The sequence below is a fragment of the Colwellia sp. M166 genome (assembly GCF_024585285.1).
GTDB lineage: Bacteria > Pseudomonadota > Gammaproteobacteria > Enterobacterales > Alteromonadaceae > Cognaticolwellia.
The window spans coordinates 2,105,487-2,122,109 of the sequence record NZ_CP040755.1; the positions used below are offsets into that span (position 1 = coordinate 2,105,487).

13 protein-coding genes are annotated in these 16,623 nt (G+C 35.5%); 6 read left to right on the forward strand and 7 right to left on the reverse strand.

Going from position 1 to position 16,623, the window contains the following annotated elements:
* Nucleotides 1–192: 192 nt before the first annotated feature.
* Entirely contained in the window at nt 193–1,065 is an 873-nt protein-coding gene (locus FGD67_RS09560; RefSeq protein ID WP_257174795.1) for a PEP-CTERM sorting domain-containing protein, read from the forward strand.
* A 131-nt stretch (nt 1,066–1,196) separates the two neighbouring features.
* Here FGD67_RS09560 and prsT read toward each other — a convergent pair whose 3' ends face one another.
* The gene (gene prsT / locus FGD67_RS09565) at nt 1,197–3,959 is read right to left on the reverse strand and encodes an XrtA/PEP-CTERM system TPR-repeat protein PrsT (protein ID WP_257174796.1); all 2,763 of its coding nucleotides are present in this window, start codon (nt 3,957–3,959) and stop codon (nt 1,197–1,199) included.
* A 291-nt stretch (nt 3,960–4,250) separates the two neighbouring features.
* Nucleotides 4,251–5,306 (reverse strand): glycosyltransferase family 4 protein, encoded by a 1,056-nt coding sequence (locus FGD67_RS09570; protein WP_257174797.1) that lies wholly within the window; start codon nt 5,304–5,306, stop codon nt 4,251–4,253.
* 136 nt (nt 5,307–5,442) lie between these two features.
* On the opposite strand from FGD67_RS09570, the gene FGD67_RS09575 reads away from it, so the two are divergent.
* The 3 genes from FGD67_RS09575 to xrt all read left to right on the forward strand — a co-directional run bounded on the left by FGD67_RS09575 (nt 5,443) and on the right by xrt (nt 8,653).
* Nucleotides 5,443–6,366: a hypothetical protein gene (locus tag FGD67_RS09575; RefSeq protein WP_257174798.1), complete on the forward strand. Its 924-nt coding sequence runs from the start codon at nt 5,443–5,445 to the stop codon at nt 6,364–6,366.
* A gap of 6 nt (nt 6,367–6,372) precedes the next feature.
* On the forward strand, nt 6,373–7,197 hold the full coding sequence (locus FGD67_RS09580; protein WP_257174799.1) for a glycosyltransferase family 2 protein: 825 nt from the start codon (nt 6,373–6,375) through the stop codon (nt 7,195–7,197).
* 94 nt (nt 7,198–7,291) lie between these two features.
* Complete coding sequence (gene xrt / locus FGD67_RS09585) at nt 7,292–8,653, forward strand: exosortase (RefSeq protein ID WP_257174800.1); 1,362 nt, start codon at nt 7,292–7,294, stop codon at nt 8,651–8,653.
* On the opposite strand, the gene FGD67_RS09590 is transcribed toward xrt, so the two are convergent.
* From FGD67_RS09590 to FGD67_RS09600, 3 genes are read right to left on the reverse strand one after another with little or no spacing between them, the layout of a single operon-like run.
* Nucleotides 8,650–10,167: a hypothetical protein gene (locus FGD67_RS09590; protein WP_257174801.1), complete on the reverse strand. Its 1,518-nt coding sequence runs from the start codon at nt 10,165–10,167 to the stop codon at nt 8,650–8,652. The two genes, xrt and FGD67_RS09590, sit on opposite strands and share 4 nt — an antisense overlap.
* Nucleotide 10,168: 1 nt before the next feature.
* Nucleotides 10,169–11,110 (reverse strand): endonuclease/exonuclease/phosphatase family protein, encoded by a 942-nt coding sequence (locus FGD67_RS09595; RefSeq protein WP_257174802.1) that lies wholly within the window; start codon nt 11,108–11,110, stop codon nt 10,169–10,171.
* 40 nt (nt 11,111–11,150) lie between these two features.
* Nucleotides 11,151–12,221 carry a glycosyltransferase family 4 protein gene (locus tag FGD67_RS09600; protein ID WP_257174803.1) on the reverse strand — a complete coding sequence of 357 codons (1,071 nt, stop codon included), beginning with the start codon at nt 12,219–12,221 and terminating at the stop codon, nt 11,151–11,153.
* A 294-nt stretch (nt 12,222–12,515) separates the two neighbouring features.
* On the opposite strand from FGD67_RS09600, the gene FGD67_RS09605 reads away from it, so the two are divergent.
* Both FGD67_RS09605 and FGD67_RS09610 read left to right on the forward strand, forming a co-directional pair.
* Complete coding sequence (locus FGD67_RS09605; protein WP_257174804.1) at nt 12,516–13,574, forward strand: GNAT family N-acetyltransferase; 1,059 nt, start codon at nt 12,516–12,518, stop codon at nt 13,572–13,574.
* Nucleotides 13,575–13,634: 60 nt separating this feature from the next.
* On the forward strand, nt 13,635–14,942 hold the full coding sequence (locus tag FGD67_RS09610; RefSeq protein WP_257174805.1) for an O-antigen ligase: 1,308 nt from the start codon (nt 13,635–13,637) through the stop codon (nt 14,940–14,942).
* Between the two features lie 11 nt (nt 14,943–14,953).
* Here the strand turns inward: FGD67_RS09610 and FGD67_RS09615 are convergent, their stop codons facing one another.
* Nucleotides 14,954–15,742, reverse strand: coding sequence for a polysaccharide deacetylase family protein (locus FGD67_RS09615; protein ID WP_257174806.1), 789 nt, complete (start codon nt 15,740–15,742; stop codon nt 14,954–14,956).
* Nucleotides 15,739–16,530 (reverse strand): hypothetical protein, encoded by a 792-nt coding sequence (locus FGD67_RS09620; RefSeq protein WP_257174807.1) that lies wholly within the window; start codon nt 16,528–16,530, stop codon nt 15,739–15,741. The genes FGD67_RS09615 and FGD67_RS09620 overlap by 4 nt, the downstream gene beginning before the upstream one ends.
* Nucleotides 16,531–16,623: the final 93 nt, after the last annotated feature.

Sequence of the window (16,623 nt, forward strand, 5' to 3'; positions counted from 1 at the left end):
ATATCACCTGCTTTGCACTCAATTTCGTTGTCAGGAAAATTTACAATTACAAGACAGATAGATTCAGTGTACAAAAATCGACCAACCAAGATATTGTATTAGCAAGCAATTAAAAAACTGGCATATTGAATGCATTTTTCATCAAAGTTGTAGAAGTATATTCTTATTAACCTTTTTAAGGGATTATCTATAATGAAAAATCTAATCAACAATACTCGTGTGAAAGCACTCGCTTTATTAGTAGGGCTATCTTGTACAGGAGCCAATGCTGGCATCATTGTAAATTTTGGTGGTCAAGCAGCAACAGATGGCTCAGGTATAACCAGTAGTTTGGTCAATGCAAACAACAGTCAAGATGCATCAAGCGGTTTATTTATTGAGACTTTCGATATTGGAACGCCTGTAACAGATGTCAACGGTATAATACCCGGAGGTTTAGGTGCTGCAGATACATCATATAATTATAATGCCGCAGCTACTGCTGCAGGCTGTGGTGTTAATACCTTAGGCGCTTCTGGCATTAACTTTAGCACAACCGGTGGTGGCTTTGCTGTTGGTATCGGTAATATCCTTAACACTGCTGCACAACCAGGCAATGGCAACCCCGCCATTGAAGATACTACGTGTTACGGTTTTACGCCGGCAGCTGGCAGTTCAGGCACAGTAACTATTGACTATACGGGCTTTTTAGCTAATTTAGGTGGCGGCGCTCTGATTGATTACTTTGGTTTTTACTGGGGCTCAGTCGATAATTACAATGACTTTACCTTTTTTGATAGTGTTGCTGGAACCAGTGCAACCATTCTTGGCCAAACATTGCTAAATTTACAAAATGGTTCATCAGGCAACCAAAGCGACCCAAGCTCCAATGCTTATGTAAATATTACCTTTGATAACGGTTTTGCTTTTGATAGCGTTATGGTTAATAGCACAGGTATTGCCGGAGAGTTTGATAATGTTGTTACCGGATTAAATAACCGGCCAAATGTTCCTGAGCCAGCATCGTTAGCAATTTTTGGCTTAGGGCTGATCGGTATTGCATTAACAAGGCGTCAACGTAAATAAGCCTAATAACATAAACGCAGATAAAACCACTTAAATAATATAATAACTTTACCAAATAAAAAACCCAGTGCCTCATACTGGGTTTTATTTTGCCTCATTAGTTATTCCTTGCCGCTAAGAGCCGGTATAAACTAAAGTTTAGCAAGCAGTACATTAAACTTTGCTATTTGTTTATCACTCTTAGGTTTAACCTCAGTAAGTAACTTTTTCGCCATATCAACTTTATTATTAAGAATTAATAACTCGATATAATTAAGCGCAATATCAATATCTTTGCCCAATGAGATTGAGTAGGCTTCATCAGCTTTAACAAGCGCGGCAACTTTATCACCTGATTTTAGCAGTACTTGTCCATAAGTATCTGATATATTAGCAATACTACCCGCTAGTTCATAAGCTTTTTCAGCATAAGCTAAAGCGGCTTCATAATTACTAGACTCTAAATTCAACCATGCTAAATTATTAAGAGCAATAGCATTATTAGGCTGAGCTTCCACTATCACCTCATAACTTTGTATCGCTTTTTCAGGGTTTGACTGGGTATAAAAATTCGCCAGTAACGCTCTAATTTTATCTGCTTGCGGATCTTTATCTAAATGCTGCTCGAGTCCAGCTATCGCTTTCTCTCGTTGGTTATTTCTCGCATTGGCAACCGCAATAAAAATTGCATTTTGGCTAGATGGAATAGCTTGATAAAACCTTTCCAAAAGCGGCAAAGCATTGACATAGTCCCCTTCAAGCAATAAGATCCGCCCTTGCATTCCTTGGCGATTAGTTTCACTTAAGCCTTGTTGCTCTAATGCTTGCAACAAATCCTTAGCATCATGAACTTTGTTTGAATCTAGTAACAACTTCATTTTTGCAAGCTGTAAAACTTTAGCATTATTCGGCTGACTAATCATAGCCTTATCAATCAAACTTAACGCTCGGTTTAACTCTTTAGCTACCGAGTAACTATTAACAAGCAATAATACGGGTTCAATTTGATAAGGATTAGTCAACAACCAGTCTTGAGCAATTTTCTGCATTTCTGCATTATTATTCTGCTTCATTTTGGTAATGATTTTTAATTGCCAAAGTTTTTTCGGTGACTTAATTGACGTTGGATAAGACGCCAGCACTTCATCTGCTTGGTTAAATTTTGCTAGCTCAAGTAACACCTCAGCATATAACATTCCATATTGAATATTTGTTTTTTCGTTCTCATACAGCATCTTAATTTTTTCTAAGGTTAGATCATCTTTAACCATAAAATAGTGTTGCTTTAAAATGCTGACATTTTTAGGAAATAATAATATTGCCTTAGATGACCATTGCTTAGCCTCATCTTTTTTACCTTGACGCAGAGATAGCCTCGTTAGTTCTCTTAGCGCAAATAAGTTTTCAGCTTGTAATTCAAGACTTTTATGTAAAGTCGTTGCCGCTAACTCAAAGTTACCTTGCTTAATGTATATTGCAGCTTGGATATTAAAGCCTTCCACCTTTTCAGGATAAGCGGCTTGCCATTTTTTAGCGATACGCTCGGCCTGCTCAAAGTCACCCGTTTCAATAGCTAAATAAGCAATGGTTAATTCTGCTCCCTTCATATTTGGGTCTTGTTCGACAGCCTTTTCTAAGTCTTTAATACCTGAGGGGTCATTTAGCATTAATTTCAAAAAGCCCTCGCGCATATTACTTTCCGCAGAGGATGTTTCTTCACTAGAAGCTTGTGTGATTAACTTCTCAGATATCTCTTTTGCTTGTTCAAATGCGCCTATTTTTGCTAATTGAAAACTTAGCGAAGATAAAAAGTTGATATCGGCATCTGAAGTTGGGTTAAGCTCGCCTATACTTTCATTTAAATCAGTAACCAAACCAAGCTGTAGCTGGTTATAAGCAAACATTTTACGTGCTGGATGCTCTGGTGCTAGGTATCTCACTACTGGTTTTAAATGCATATAACTTTGTTCATAGCTATTTAAAAAGTAAGCACTTATACCCGCAATCAGTTGTAGGTAAGGTTTATTGAAATTACTCGTTAATGCTTTTTCTGCATGCATTTTTGCTGCTTTATAATCTTTTGACTGAAACTTGACTGCTGCCTTGACATAATGAGCAAATGCTTGGTTAGGAAAGTTAGTTAAAATAGAGTCAGCATAGGCTTCTGCCTCATCAAAGCGCTGTTCTTTTAACAAAGACTCCGTTAAGTAAATTGAGCCTATGCCTGACAAAGGCTGTAATTCAACATATCGAGCATAACTTTTACTTGCTTGAACATAATCTTTTACGGCTGTTGATATTTGCCCTTGCAACATTAACGCATCAGGATTGTTAGGTGCTATGACCAATGCTTGAGCAATTAGTTTTTCAGCATCTTCATGGGCATTATTAGCTAACTTTAAATAACTACTCGCTATCAAAGCATAGACATCGTTAGGCGCAGCCGTATTCGCTAATGCTGCAGCAGACTCAGCTACGACTTTATCTTCTGCTCTTAAAGCGGCTAAAACTTTATAAGCATAATATTGCGCTTTAGCCGTGTTCGATAATTTATCACTATGTTCGTCAAGAGATAAAATGCCTGTATCATCTTCAGTTAGTAAGTAGGCTCTAGCTAACGAAGGAACAACCTCATTATGAGGAAACTGTAAACTCAGGGCTTTTTCTAATTCTTTCGCTGCATTGACACCGCTACCTTGATTTAAATAGCTTTGGCCAAGTAAATAACGCGCTTCTGCATTTTTTGGCTCTAATTGAATCGCATTTTTCAATTCAATAATAACTTGATTTATTTGGCTTGTTTCGTTCAAGCTTTTGGCAGTAGCTATATGTGAACTCGCCGTTTGCTTTTCTCCGCAGCTAACGGTGCCGATTGACAGAATCAGTCCACATACAACAATTTTAATCAGTCTCATGATATCATCCCTTTCAAGCCAAAGACTTTTGACCTAATTAATAGTTTTTATACGCTGCACAAAATTATGTCGCTCTAAGATTTATGCACTTTTATAACGATAAATATTAGCATAGTGCTGTTAAAGATAACATCCACTGATTTCAATTGTTTTCTCACCTACAACTACAAAATAAGGATAGTAATAACAAGCGACTAATGCATAACTCCGGCTAAAATAATAATTTCAGCATTCTTTAGAGTCTTTTGTATTAACCCCTGATGACGGGCGTAAATGATAGCGCAGTAAGCATTAATTATTTTCATAAATTTGTGCGTATTTCTTAGCTGATGATTCGATCGAGAAATTAGCATTAATATAATTAAAAGCTGCTTCAGCTAGAGGCTCGAGAATATGTTTATCTTCTACAATATTTGCAATAATTTCAGCTAACTTTGCATTATCATCGTATTCGAATAGCCAACCTGTTTGTTGCTCTAAAACAAGTTTAGGATTCCCTCCAACTTTTGTCGCAATCACAGGTATTTTATTTGCCATAGCCTCAATGATCACCATCGATAAACCTTCAGTCTCAGAGCAAACGACCAAAACATCCATATTGGCATAAATATTTTCCCTATCGTTTACCATGCCATGGAAATTAACAGTTATGTTTGGTAAATTTTTAGCACGATAATCCTTTAAAGTCGTCGAACATTCACCGTCACCAAAAAAATTGACGACTATATTCTTCTGTACTTCTTCAGTTAGTCTCGTTAATGCTTCAAGTAAACAAAATTGATTTTTTAGTGGGATCATTCTCCCCACAGAACCAATGTGTACTTTTTCTGAACTAGCTCTTTTAAAGTCCGTGGTTTTAATTAACACTCCATTATCGATAACCAAGCATGGCGTTTTTGTCCATTGGTGAAAATTTTGAAAATTCTCCATACCTTCTGTCGAAACAAACGTTATCGCACTAATAAACGGCTGCATCTTCACGTGTAGATTCTTCCATAGTCTCCCAATAAGTGGCGCTGCGCCATGTCGGGTATAAATGATTTTTCCTTTCAAGCAAAAGGCAACCACCTGAAGAAACTTTAAAGCGTAAGGGCTATGAACATGCACAATATCCATTGCTCTAATCTGCAAAGTTACTTGAATGAGTTTAAATATAGGTGAATGATTAGTACTAAAAAATATGATCCCATGAGCATCACATTCTGACTCTAGTTGCTCTCCCGGACGCCCTAAAGAAATGATTATTGGATTATGCCCTTGTGATTTTTGGCTACGGCACAAATCAATTACAAATCGTTCGGCCCCTCCAACTTGCAAACTGCTTAGAATATGTGCAATATTTAACATACTTAATTTTGACCAGAACAACGATAAAACAAGTGCCTATACATTAACATAACTGTAACAATGTCAAGACTTAAATAAACAGGTTTTCTAAAAAATTCCTATATTATTTTTTATTCGCTTCGAGAAAATGTTAAAAATGATTAACTTAAAAAATAGCAGTATTGGAATTATATTATTTGGAGAGCATCAAATTATAGAACAGTGGCAGGCACTAACCCAAGGTTATGATAATTTTTCTGTTTGTCGAACTAATAAAGAGTTATCAAAATTTAATGCCAATGAACATCTTGTTATCTATTTCAACACTAACACTCGAAGGGCGATACAAACAGCATTAAAAATAAAACTTAAAGGCTTTAAAATTATCAAGTTTTGGACTGGTACCGATGTTTCCAACTTAAATAAATTACCATTTTTCAAAAAAACACTTTCGATATTTCTTTTAAATAAACTGATTAAATTACACTTAACTAACAGTACATGGTTAAGTGAAGAGTTAAAAGTTCTAAGCATAAAGTCAAAACATTGGATATCCCCTACACCATTATATTTCGATGCTAAAAAGACACTTCATGACGAATTAATTTCGAAAGAAAAAATTGTTTTAATATACACAAATGAGGGTAGAGAGTGGTTATATAACGCTGAGTTAATGCTCGATATTGCTAAATCAACACCGCAGTTGAAGTTTATTTTCATTGGTAATAACGCTTTAAGAACAACTGATTTACCTAATGCGGAATCCCTAGGCGTTGTTAACCAAAACACAATGATCGAGCTTTATAAAAAATCCCATATACTTCTAAGAGTTACCGAACACGATGGTTTTCCTCGAATGATTATAGAAGCGTTGTATTTTGGCTTAAATGTCGTTTTTAATAATGTGATACCTCATACAACCTTATGTACAAAAAACAGAAAAGAGATTATAGAAAAGCTTGTATCAAAAGAAATAGAGACAGTGAATTTTTCAGGCAGAGACTATGCACTAAAAACGTTTTCAGCTGAGCAATGGGTAAGCCAAATCCAGTATTATTCAGCGCAATTAAATAAGCGATAGCACAAAATGAGAAAAACCTCTGTTATTATTCCCTTCTATAATAATGATGATTATATTGAAGAGTGTATAAACTCTGTTCTACAACAAACTTGTCAGCCCAAAGAAATCATTGTCGTTAATGATGGTTCATCAAGTAAAAGTCGACAGTTTTTAGCACAACTTAGCGATAAAGTTACAATTATTGATCACGACGTCAACCTTGGTATAGCACAGGCTAGAAATACAGGCGCTAAAAATTCAACGGGTGAATATCTAGCATTTTTAGATGCTGACGATATTTGGCAAGCTGAAAAGAATCAACAACAAGAACATTTATTAATAAATAACCCTGAGTTAGCCGGTTGCCATACTGGCGTGAATATATTTTCACAAGACATGAATATCATTGAGACATGCCTTAATAAGCCAAAGATATTAGATTTAAAAAATAGTGCGATAGAATCACATGTAGTGCCCTCTAGCTTCATGATAAGAAGAAGTATTTTTCTAAAAGTAGGAGGGTTTGACCCAAAAGTTAGAGTGGAAGATTATGATTTATTTCTAACGCTGATAACAAATCATTATCTAATCCAATTTATACCCGAAGCATTAACATGGCTGCGAAGAGATAATCATGGTAATGAATCTGCAAAATGGCAGTTTATCTTTTATGGCCGAAACGACATTTTAAAAAAACACGGCTACACACTATATAAGCACAATGGCTTACTCTCATTATTAAACTTTTTGCAACGTACCTGTGAACTCTCACGTTGGCGAGCTAAGGGACCTATAAATGTTATATTTATGATCCTCTCATTTATTTTGCCTAAAGCAAGATCAAATGAGTAAGCTAAACCGTATGTGTCTATAGGAAAAACAAGTATCACTGATTAGATATTCTCGGTAGTATTAACGTTTACAATATAGATATTTAAGACAAATAATGACTAAAGCGACTTTTTTTGACATAACAACAGCCAACAAGCCCCTTATCGGTATATTTGTCCTTTTTGCTGCTATTTGTGCGTTGAACACTCCTATTCTGGTCACTTTATGGCGGCATGGCTTTGATGATGGCACATACTCTCATGCTTTCCTCGTACCTTTTATTAGTCTCTATCTCTATTACCAGCTATCGTTAAGTGGAAAATTGCAATTTCGAGAAACACTAGCCATTTCTCCCGCCATCTCTTTACTCATAAGTTGCTATTTATTATTTGTCACCAGTAACGCTCAAATAAGTATTGGTTATTGGGGGGCATTATTAGCCGTATGTATAACCAGTGTTAATATGCTTTACAAATTCAATTGGAGCATTGTATTTCCTGCCGCTTTTTTAGTTTTTATCTTACCATTTTGGGGTCTACTGGTCCCTTTATTACAAAGCTTATCAATAACGGCTGTAACTTATATTATGAGTTTTACAGGCGTACCAACCTATGTCGAGGGTAACTTTGTCACTATTCCCGCAGGAGTATTCGAAATTGCAGACGGTTGTAGTGGTTTAAGATACATGATTGTTTCACTCGCGATTGGTACACTTTTTATTTTTCTTAATATAAAAGACACTAAACGAGCCATCTTATTTTTATCTCTCACAATATTCGGCGCATTACTGACTAATTGGATAAGAATCACCGCACTTATTTTAATCGGTGAATATACCAATATGGAAAGCAGCTTAATGGAAGACCATAATACTTTTGGCTGGTATCTTTATGTGCCATTTATGATTTTACTTTTTACTTGGGGTGGTCGACTGGCTAGTCCTGCTTTACCCGTAAAAGAAACAGGTTCTTTTACGAATAATAATGCCGCTCCATCTGTACTAATTTTTACCATTTTCGCGCTTATAGTTTCATCAGTTTCACTAAAAGCACTGATTTCTCCCACTATAAATAACTTACAAGAAAATCAGTCACCTATAAAGCAGCCACAACCTCAACGTTTATTTTATTATTCTGTAGAGCATATTGTCACTGACAACTCAGATGATATGACTACTTATAATATATATTCATTTAATCAAGATGATTTAGATAGTAAAGCGACATTCTTCGGCAATGAATTAATTCCGAAAGAATGGAAAGTTAAAAGCAGTCATATTGAAGATGATTGGCAAGTATTTTTTGTTTATCAAGGTAGTAAAAACGCTATTGTCAAAGTTAGCTATGAAATAGCACTGAAGAGGTCAGCAACACCAAGACAGTTCAAGCTGAATAGACTTATGACAGGGCTAATAAGTATCGAAAAAAGTAAACTCCACTGGAAGTTTATACTATGTAAAACAAGCTGTGATGCTTAATCTTTAGACCTGTGTTGTTTATTTTCGGTTAAAAGCAGGTCAACTAGCCAAGGAAGGTCACTAGTGCTTGAAAACGTCCAACTAAATCTTCTAGGAGGCTTAAAAATCCACGTATTAGTGCTATTTTTAGATTTAGCACGTTCAAAACTCTTTTTGCATTGTTGAATAAATACCGAAAATAATTCCGTAAACAACAAATCATCTACTTTATTTACACTTTTTATATAAGCAGCTTTCCCTAATAAACCAGCGACGTCACAAGTATGTTGATGATCAGTCCATTGATCATTACTTTCATACCTTGGGTTTTCTAATGCAACCAGGTATTTAGGTATCACTATATTGTCCACTTTCTCATTACCCCAATATATACCATGGTTGAGAACAAAATCACCAAAGACCTCTATTAATGAGGCCGCTCGCGTATCTCCAGTCAAACGATAATATCGCCATAAAGCATCACTAAGCAATGACATCATCCATGGAGAGCACGTTGCAGAATTACCTCCTTGCCCTTCATGAGACTTATAAGTGTGTTGTGGACAACCGACTAAATTCCAATCACTGACCGGATTAAATGTCATTGCTACGGTTGCATCGATGATTTGATTAATGCGCTCCAACGCAGAAACCTCACCAGTTAATTCCCAATAAGAAATAGCTGCATTTAGTGCTGCTGCTTGGTTACGCTCGGTCCAGAAACCTCTTGCGAGATTGTATTCTGGCTCCCAAGTTAAAGAATTAAGGTATACCTTTGTTAAAGCTTCTCGAGCTTTATCATCAGCACTAAGTAAATATCGGTACAGAAGTCCCTTAGGCATCGAGTACTTAACATCATTTTTATCAATAAGCTTAAAAAGGCCATTTTGATCAATATTCTCAATGTAATATTTTGTTAAAAAATTAGCTTTTTCTAACCAATCGTTATTATTAGACATAATAAAAAGCTGATAAATAGCTTGAGGCTTATCATAAAGCCATTGCGAAGCTCTTTTCATTGGGTAACCATTTTTAGTCAAAGCTGTATGATCTGTAAAATAGTTAGCATAAGCTGATAATGGCTCAACATACCATGCCGAGTTTAAAGCCGACGATTTTGGGTGCAATAATAAAGCTTGTGCCAACCAATTTGACGACGGAAAAATAAGGTTTAAATGTTCTTGTACAACTAAGTCATGATCGCTGGCTTTTAATTTTTCATTATCCCATTCGAGTGTGAGTGAAACGTTATCCCCTGGCCTTTGATCAACTTCAAGCAGTAATAATCTAATATACTTCTTTCCTGCTAACGCCGGCCAACTATTAAATACTTCGTATTTAATAGTAATATCCGTATCCATCTCAGTTAATTGAATAGTGGCATCAACTGTAATTAAACGATTAGGCACCGGCAGTAACAGTTGTGTTTTATCTTTAGTTAAAGATACTTGAAAGGTTATAGCTTCTTTTGCGATAGTGCTTCCGAAAAAAAGCACTATTGTGATAAGAGATAGGAACCTAATAAACCAGATCATATTATTCACCGACCTGTAATGACGTCATTACAGGTCGGTGATCTCCGCCAAGGGATGCAAGTATTTTCACATGCTTCGCTGTTATATTTTCAGAGTATAAAATATGGTCAATACGAAAGCTTAAAAAGGGAACTCCCTGCCAATTAATATATTGCGTATGGTTAAAACCCAAACCACGCTCGTTAATTGCATTACTAAGCCATGAAAAGTTCGCTACATAGATAGGATCATCGTCAGGCATATTAAAATCCCCGGCGATAATTACATTAGTTTTTCCTTTTACTGTCTCACCAAAAATAGTAGCTTCTAGCTCTCGATTATCAGCCTTCTCGATTGCTCTACCATTTAACCTACCCAATTTTATAATATCTAGCAGCACCTCTCTCGGCGTTTCAAAGTGAACATTTGATACGTTGATATTTTGCTCATTAATCACGACTGAATACGACACTGCAAAATTTCCAAAGCCATTAAGCATACTTCGACTTAATGATACTGTGCGCTCGAATGGATACTTACTCAGCAAACAAAGGCTACCTTCACAATCTGTAAACTCATAATCAGCATTAAGTTCATCAATTGATTTAGATTTTATTTCCTGCAATAAAAGTAAATCTGGTTGATAGTATTTAATCACTTGCTTCAATTTAATTAATTGACTGCCTTCACCCATATTTACGGTAACAACTCTAATGTTCGTATGTCCTTCCTTATTGAAATTGAATACATTAGGTACTTGGAAATCAGAATAAACAATAGCAATATAAAACAATACTGGGAGCATATAACGCTGACGTTTACCAAGAAACTGCCAGAAAGTTAACAATATAAAAATTAAGGAAATTAACCACCAACGAGGCGCAAATATAATTAAGTGTTCGAGCATTAAAAGTGAATCGAAATTTGCCCAGATAGGTAAACTAAAAACGACAACACTTGCCAAAAAGCTAATGCTAAAGACAACAATTGCAATTACTTTGATACTACTTTTGATATATTTCTGCATATTTATTAACAGCGGTTGCTAAAGAAAAATTTTTGGTAATATACTCTCTTGCTGATAATCCAAATGCTGTTACTTGTTGCACGTTTTCACTAAGATGACACAGCAATTTAGCTAATTGCTCGTGATCGTCATAATCTACCAACCAACCATTTTCATTATGTTTTACAAGCTTAGGATTACCTCCAACACTTGTTGCGATCACCGGCTTACAGTAGGCCATAGATTCCATAATAACGAGGGATAAGCCCTCAGTTTCAGACGTAACAACTAAACAATCGAACGTAGGGTATATTTGATCACGTTCCGTCACCATTCCATAGAAACGAATGTTAGCTTCAAGCAAATTGTCTTTTGCAAAAGCACGCAGTTTCTGATCGCACTCACCGTCACCAAAAATATGAAGCTGGATTAATTGCTGAATTTCTTTAGGTAATATCGAAAGAGCTTTTAGTAGAGATATTTGATGTTTTAATGGTACTAGTCGGCCCACACTACCAATATGAAGTTTATTTTCTGATACGCGGTTGACTGAAACTAAATCAGGTAATAACACACCGTTATCCACAACGCTCATTGGAATATCATGCCAAGGATAATTTGATTTAAAAATCTCCGCTGACTCTTGAGAAACAAATGACATGGCTTTGATATAAGGTTTAAAATTCTGATGAATTTTTTGCCACTCCAAAGAGTTGTTTGGTGCAGCACCATGACGGGTATAAACACATCGATTACCGCCTATAATTTTCATCACAATTGACAGTGGTTTTAAGGCATAAGCGGTATGGATATGAATTATATCGAATTTTTTTAAGGTAAGTAATATTTTCAATTGCCCAAAAAAAGACGCAGCTCTTTCTATACTATGAACTTCTATAGCTTTACTTTTTGCTATTTCAACTAACGGATCGTCATTTGAACTGAATGATAAAATAGCAACTTCGTTTCCTAAGGAAAGTTGCTTCTCGCCTAAATCTATCACAAAGCGTTCAGCGCCACCGACATTTAAACTGCTAACGATATGGATAATTTTAAGTTGCTTTGTCATTCTTATATTTATAATTACTTAATATGTGTAAATATAATAGTAGAGATATTCATAAGAATATATAAGATAATGAATATTGTTTCACCCAATAGCCGCTTTCATTTATTTATATTCCTTTGAAGGAAGCTATTTTTCTATTTAAATATTACAAACTCGCTGTTATTATTAAAAAATATAGCAGAATACTAATTGAGTGTTTTCCCATATTAACATTTAATTAGTAAAGAGGCTCCTGCGCTTACCCTTAATAAAGACTATTCAATATCTGACAAATTTTTTCAAGGAAAGTATAATTTGACACTTAAAATATCTTGGAAAATCATTAAAAGCATTGATGAATTAGTCACTTATAAGTCGCAATGGCAAAAACTTGCTAAAAATTCACCAGACGGTTTTTTTACTTCCCCAGAATGGTTATTAGAGTGGATTAATGTCTACTGGCAAAAAAGTTGGCAATTAAGCGTTATTATTGGCACTACTGATGACACTTTATCAGTGCTAGCCCCCTTTTATATACAAAATAAAAAAGCGTTCGGCATTACCTACAAAGCACTATTTCCAATAGGGCAAGGTGAAGTGGAACATGCAGAAGTCGCCTCAGAGTATCAAGATATATTAATAAGCATTAAACATGATGAAATACATGCAAAAATCGCGAATCAAATTAAAGCGTTAACATATGACAACCTCACTTGGCGTGCAATATCCAAGCAAGCTAATCTGCTCAAAATTAGTAAACACTTACCTCAAGCTAGAGTAAACGTTGCCGGTACTCGCTATGCTATTTATAACGCATGTTCCAAAGAAGTTTTACTTAGTAAAAATAATCGATATAAGTGGAACAAGTGCAAAAAATTGTTATTGGAAAACAATGCAGATTTTTTCTGGTGTGACACGGATCAACTGCAAGACCATTGGCTGAAATTAAAAGAAATTCATACGCAAAGATGGCGACTAAAAAATAAATCAGGAGCATTTACCAGCGCAGACTTTAATATTTTTCATCAAAACCTAATAAAACAAGGCTTATGTAAAATAAGCATTTTAAAGATTAAAGGAAAATTAGCGGCAATTAATTATTATTTAATCGGCGATAATTGTTTATATTTTTATCAAAGTGGCTGGAAAAATAACTACGCTTCATTGTCACCAGGTTTTTCTTTACACCAGTGGAGCATTGAAAATAATGCCTTAGATTGTTATGACTTCATGATGGGGGAGCACCAGCAAAGTTACAAAAATAGTTATAGCTGCAATCAAATTGCTGATATGTTTACAGTCAGGCAGGAAAGGCAACTTTTTAAATACTGGCTGTGTAGGTTGCAAAAAAAACTAGCCTTGAAATTTAATTAACAGTTAGTACTTACTAATAAAATCAAACACCATAAAAATCATCTAACGGACTTATTTCCTATGGCACGGTATCAACCAGAAGTTAAAGATAAAAACTCTACCTTTGCCTTTTTTTCTCTATTTCTTTATGCGGCAGCTGTGTTAATCCGGCCTCATGAAATGTTTTTAGCTTCAATTGAATGGAGCATAATAATGTATTTCGCTATTATTTCATTTCTCGCGGCACTCATTAATCAAAGGCCACTCAATGTTGCTCCTCAACACATCATGCTGTTTTTATTATACCCTCTTATTATACTCTCAGGCTTTATTAATGGCTCTGGAATGTGGGGGATATCACAAGCAAATATGTACTTATCTACTACCATTATTCCTTTATTTCTCTTCAGCAACTGCATCTCTAGTATTAAACGCCAACACTGGATAATGATCGTTTGCTTAGTCGCAAGCTTATGTATGATACACAATGGTCATGTACAACAAACTGATACATTATGGCAAGGCTGGGCTTTAAATACCCAGGCATACCACCTTCCAGGCACTGACGCTAGGCGTATTACTTATCTTGGTTTTTTTAGTGATCCTAATGATATAGGAATGTTTTTTGTCATGAACATTCCCTTTATTTTATATTTTTATGCAAAAGGAAAATTATTTACAAAAACAATGATGCTCATAATACTTGTTTGCGTACTTTATGGCGTATATATAACTCACTCAAGAGGTACAGCACTTGGTGTTGTGGCCCTTATAGGCACTTACTACTTAGTGATGAAAGCAGGAAAAAAGTTATTCTTTGCTGCGCTATTATTTGCACCAATTGCTTTAATGGTACTACTTATTTTACAAAGTAATGTTGACGAGTCGGCGCGAGGACGCCTTGAAGCCTGGTATTTTGGCATACAAATGCTAATATCTTATCCCTTAGGTATCGGTAAAGGCGCCTTTGTTGATCATCACGGCTTAACTGCACATAACTCTTACGTTTTAGTTGCTGGTGAGCTTGGTTTTATAGGTTACTGCCTTTGGGGCGGAGCCTTAGTTTTTACCATCATGTCAGGATTTTTATTCATTAAACATACAAAGTTTAAAGTTGACTTAACCGAAGAACAAAGAAATGAATTAGCAATTAATAAAACCCTGTTTTTTTCAATGACGGGCTTTATGGTAACGGGCTTCTTCCTAAGCCGTTCATACACTGTCTTACTTTTTATTTTTATGGGTATGACCATCGCGTCACATTACCGAGTTGTCAAGCTACTCCCCGAACTTAGCCAATTTATTAATAAAGCATTAGTCATCAAATCGATATTCTATAGCTGGGCCATCATTATTGTGGTTTATCTCGCCTTGAAAATTGCTCTTTAATTAGCTAGATTTTATCGACGCATCCTAAGTCGAAATCGAGCGTATAATGATGAAAAATTGTTTTTTGCGAATTTTTTAAGATTCCAATAAGCGTACTGCCATATTTGTGCGATCGTTAAAGATTTACTGGCCAACGCTAATACCTGTGTTGCTGACGTACCGCGCGTAACAGCATAACGTCCAACTATCTGACAACCATCAATTTCGTAAATAGTTTTCTGAGGTTCTGAAGTAAACAGAGACTTGTAACCCACCTCTGCAGCCGAATGTTCGATATCTTTAGATAAAAAACCTCCTGGCACAGATGCTGTTTCAACTTCTTCACCTAAAATAATTTCAAGTTTTTCTTTACTTTTTTTCCACTCATTTATTAGTTCTTGATAACTACAGCTACTAATGCGCTTTGGGTGAGAGCAAGAATGACTACCAATGACATGACCGCGTTTTCGTAACTCTACAATTTCTTCTTTTATTAAAAATCCTGGTGTCCCAATATAGTCGGTGGAAATAAAGAAAATACCGAGCCAGCCTCTAGCTTCTAGTAAACTAGCAATAGTGGTCAAAAAACTGCTCCCTCCATCATCAAATGTAATATAGAAAGCAATATCATTTTGTTCATTTTTATGAAGCAGTGTAAGGTCTTCCGCTTTATAGCTATACTTTGCTTTTATTGCATCTAATTGTGCAATAAATTCATTTTCATCTAATTTGTAATAATCTGCATCACTACTCTGAAAACCAGAACTTTGATAATCATTATTTTTTACTACATCATGATACAATAACGTTATTGCTTTCATTTACTCGGGCCTTTTACATAACTATTTTTCCATAGAATATATTTACTTAACCATGGTTGCCCCCACGTTCCTGAATGTCTTCCCTCCACACCTAGTGGCACAGCTAACCCTTGGTAAATTTCAATGAACTTATCTTTAATGGCATCTAAATTATCAAAGACCACTTTAGCTTGAATCGTATTATGTGTTTCTTGTAGTAAATCAAAATCGTTTTTGAAGTAACCGTATATAGGGCCTGTATCTATCCCCTTATCTACTTTTAAAAGGGTCATCCCTATGTTGTCATAATCTTCATTTACCATCGCCCAAAAACAACCGTGAGCATTTCTATATTCTGGACAAATCCCAGGGTGCATAACAAAAGTGCCTATTTCAGCTTGAATAAAGACATCTTCCTTTAAAATGCTTTTACACCGGGCTATAGCGAAATCATGTGGAATAGACTGTAAAAAAGCGATTGTATCATCACTATTAGGTGACTGTGTTTGATGTATTTTAGTATCTATGGGGATTTCAGGATATTTAAGCCTTAATTCATTTATTGCTTCTAAATTGTATTTAACATCCCGCTTAGCCATGAATAATTTATAATAGAGTCTGAACATTAATACATCGACAAACCCCAGAATGCCTGAACGTTTAACCTCCATTTTTATACGTTTTGTTATCCGTGATGAGTTTTCAGAGATTATCACAATGCCAGCTAACTCTGAAAATGACGCTAACCATCTTGCCATCCCTTCATTTGTCAAGGGCTCGTCATCATGGCAAATTAATACGAACTTCATACATAAGTCCCTTAAGTAAATTCAAGCGCACAAAAAAACTATTTTAACTTCATAGACTATTTTGCTCAAGGCTGTATTACTTATACTTTTATT

Coding starts and splice junctions, on each gene's coding strand:
- FGD67_RS09560 (WP_257174795.1), top strand. CDS start 193: ATGAAAAATCTAATCAACAATACTCGTGTGAAAGCACTCGCTTTATTA.
- prsT (WP_257174796.1), bottom strand. CDS start 3,959: ATGAGACTGATTAAAATTGTTGTATGTGGACTGATTCTGTCAATCGGC.
- FGD67_RS09570 (WP_257174797.1), bottom strand. CDS start 5,306: ATGTTAAATATTGCACATATTCTAAGCAGTTTGCAAGTTGGAGGGGCC.
- FGD67_RS09575 (WP_257174798.1), top strand. CDS start 5,443: ATGATTAACTTAAAAAATAGCAGTATTGGAATTATATTATTTGGAGAG.
- FGD67_RS09580 (WP_257174799.1), top strand. CDS start 6,373: ATGAGAAAAACCTCTGTTATTATTCCCTTCTATAATAATGATGATTAT.
- xrt (WP_257174800.1), top strand. CDS start 7,292: ATGACTAAAGCGACTTTTTTTGACATAACAACAGCCAACAAGCCCCTT.
- FGD67_RS09590 (WP_257174801.1), bottom strand. CDS start 10,167: ATGATCTGGTTTATTAGGTTCCTATCTCTTATCACAATAGTGCTTTTT.
- FGD67_RS09600 (WP_257174803.1), bottom strand. CDS start 12,221: ATGACAAAGCAACTTAAAATTATCCATATCGTTAGCAGTTTAAATGTC.
- FGD67_RS09610 (WP_257174805.1), top strand. CDS start 13,635: ATGGCACGGTATCAACCAGAAGTTAAAGATAAAAACTCTACCTTTGCC.
- FGD67_RS09615 (WP_257174806.1), bottom strand. CDS start 15,742: ATGAAAGCAATAACGTTATTGTATCATGATGTAGTAAAAAATAATGAT.
- FGD67_RS09620 (WP_257174807.1), bottom strand. CDS start 16,530: ATGAAGTTCGTATTAATTTGCCATGATGACGAGCCCTTGACAAATGAA.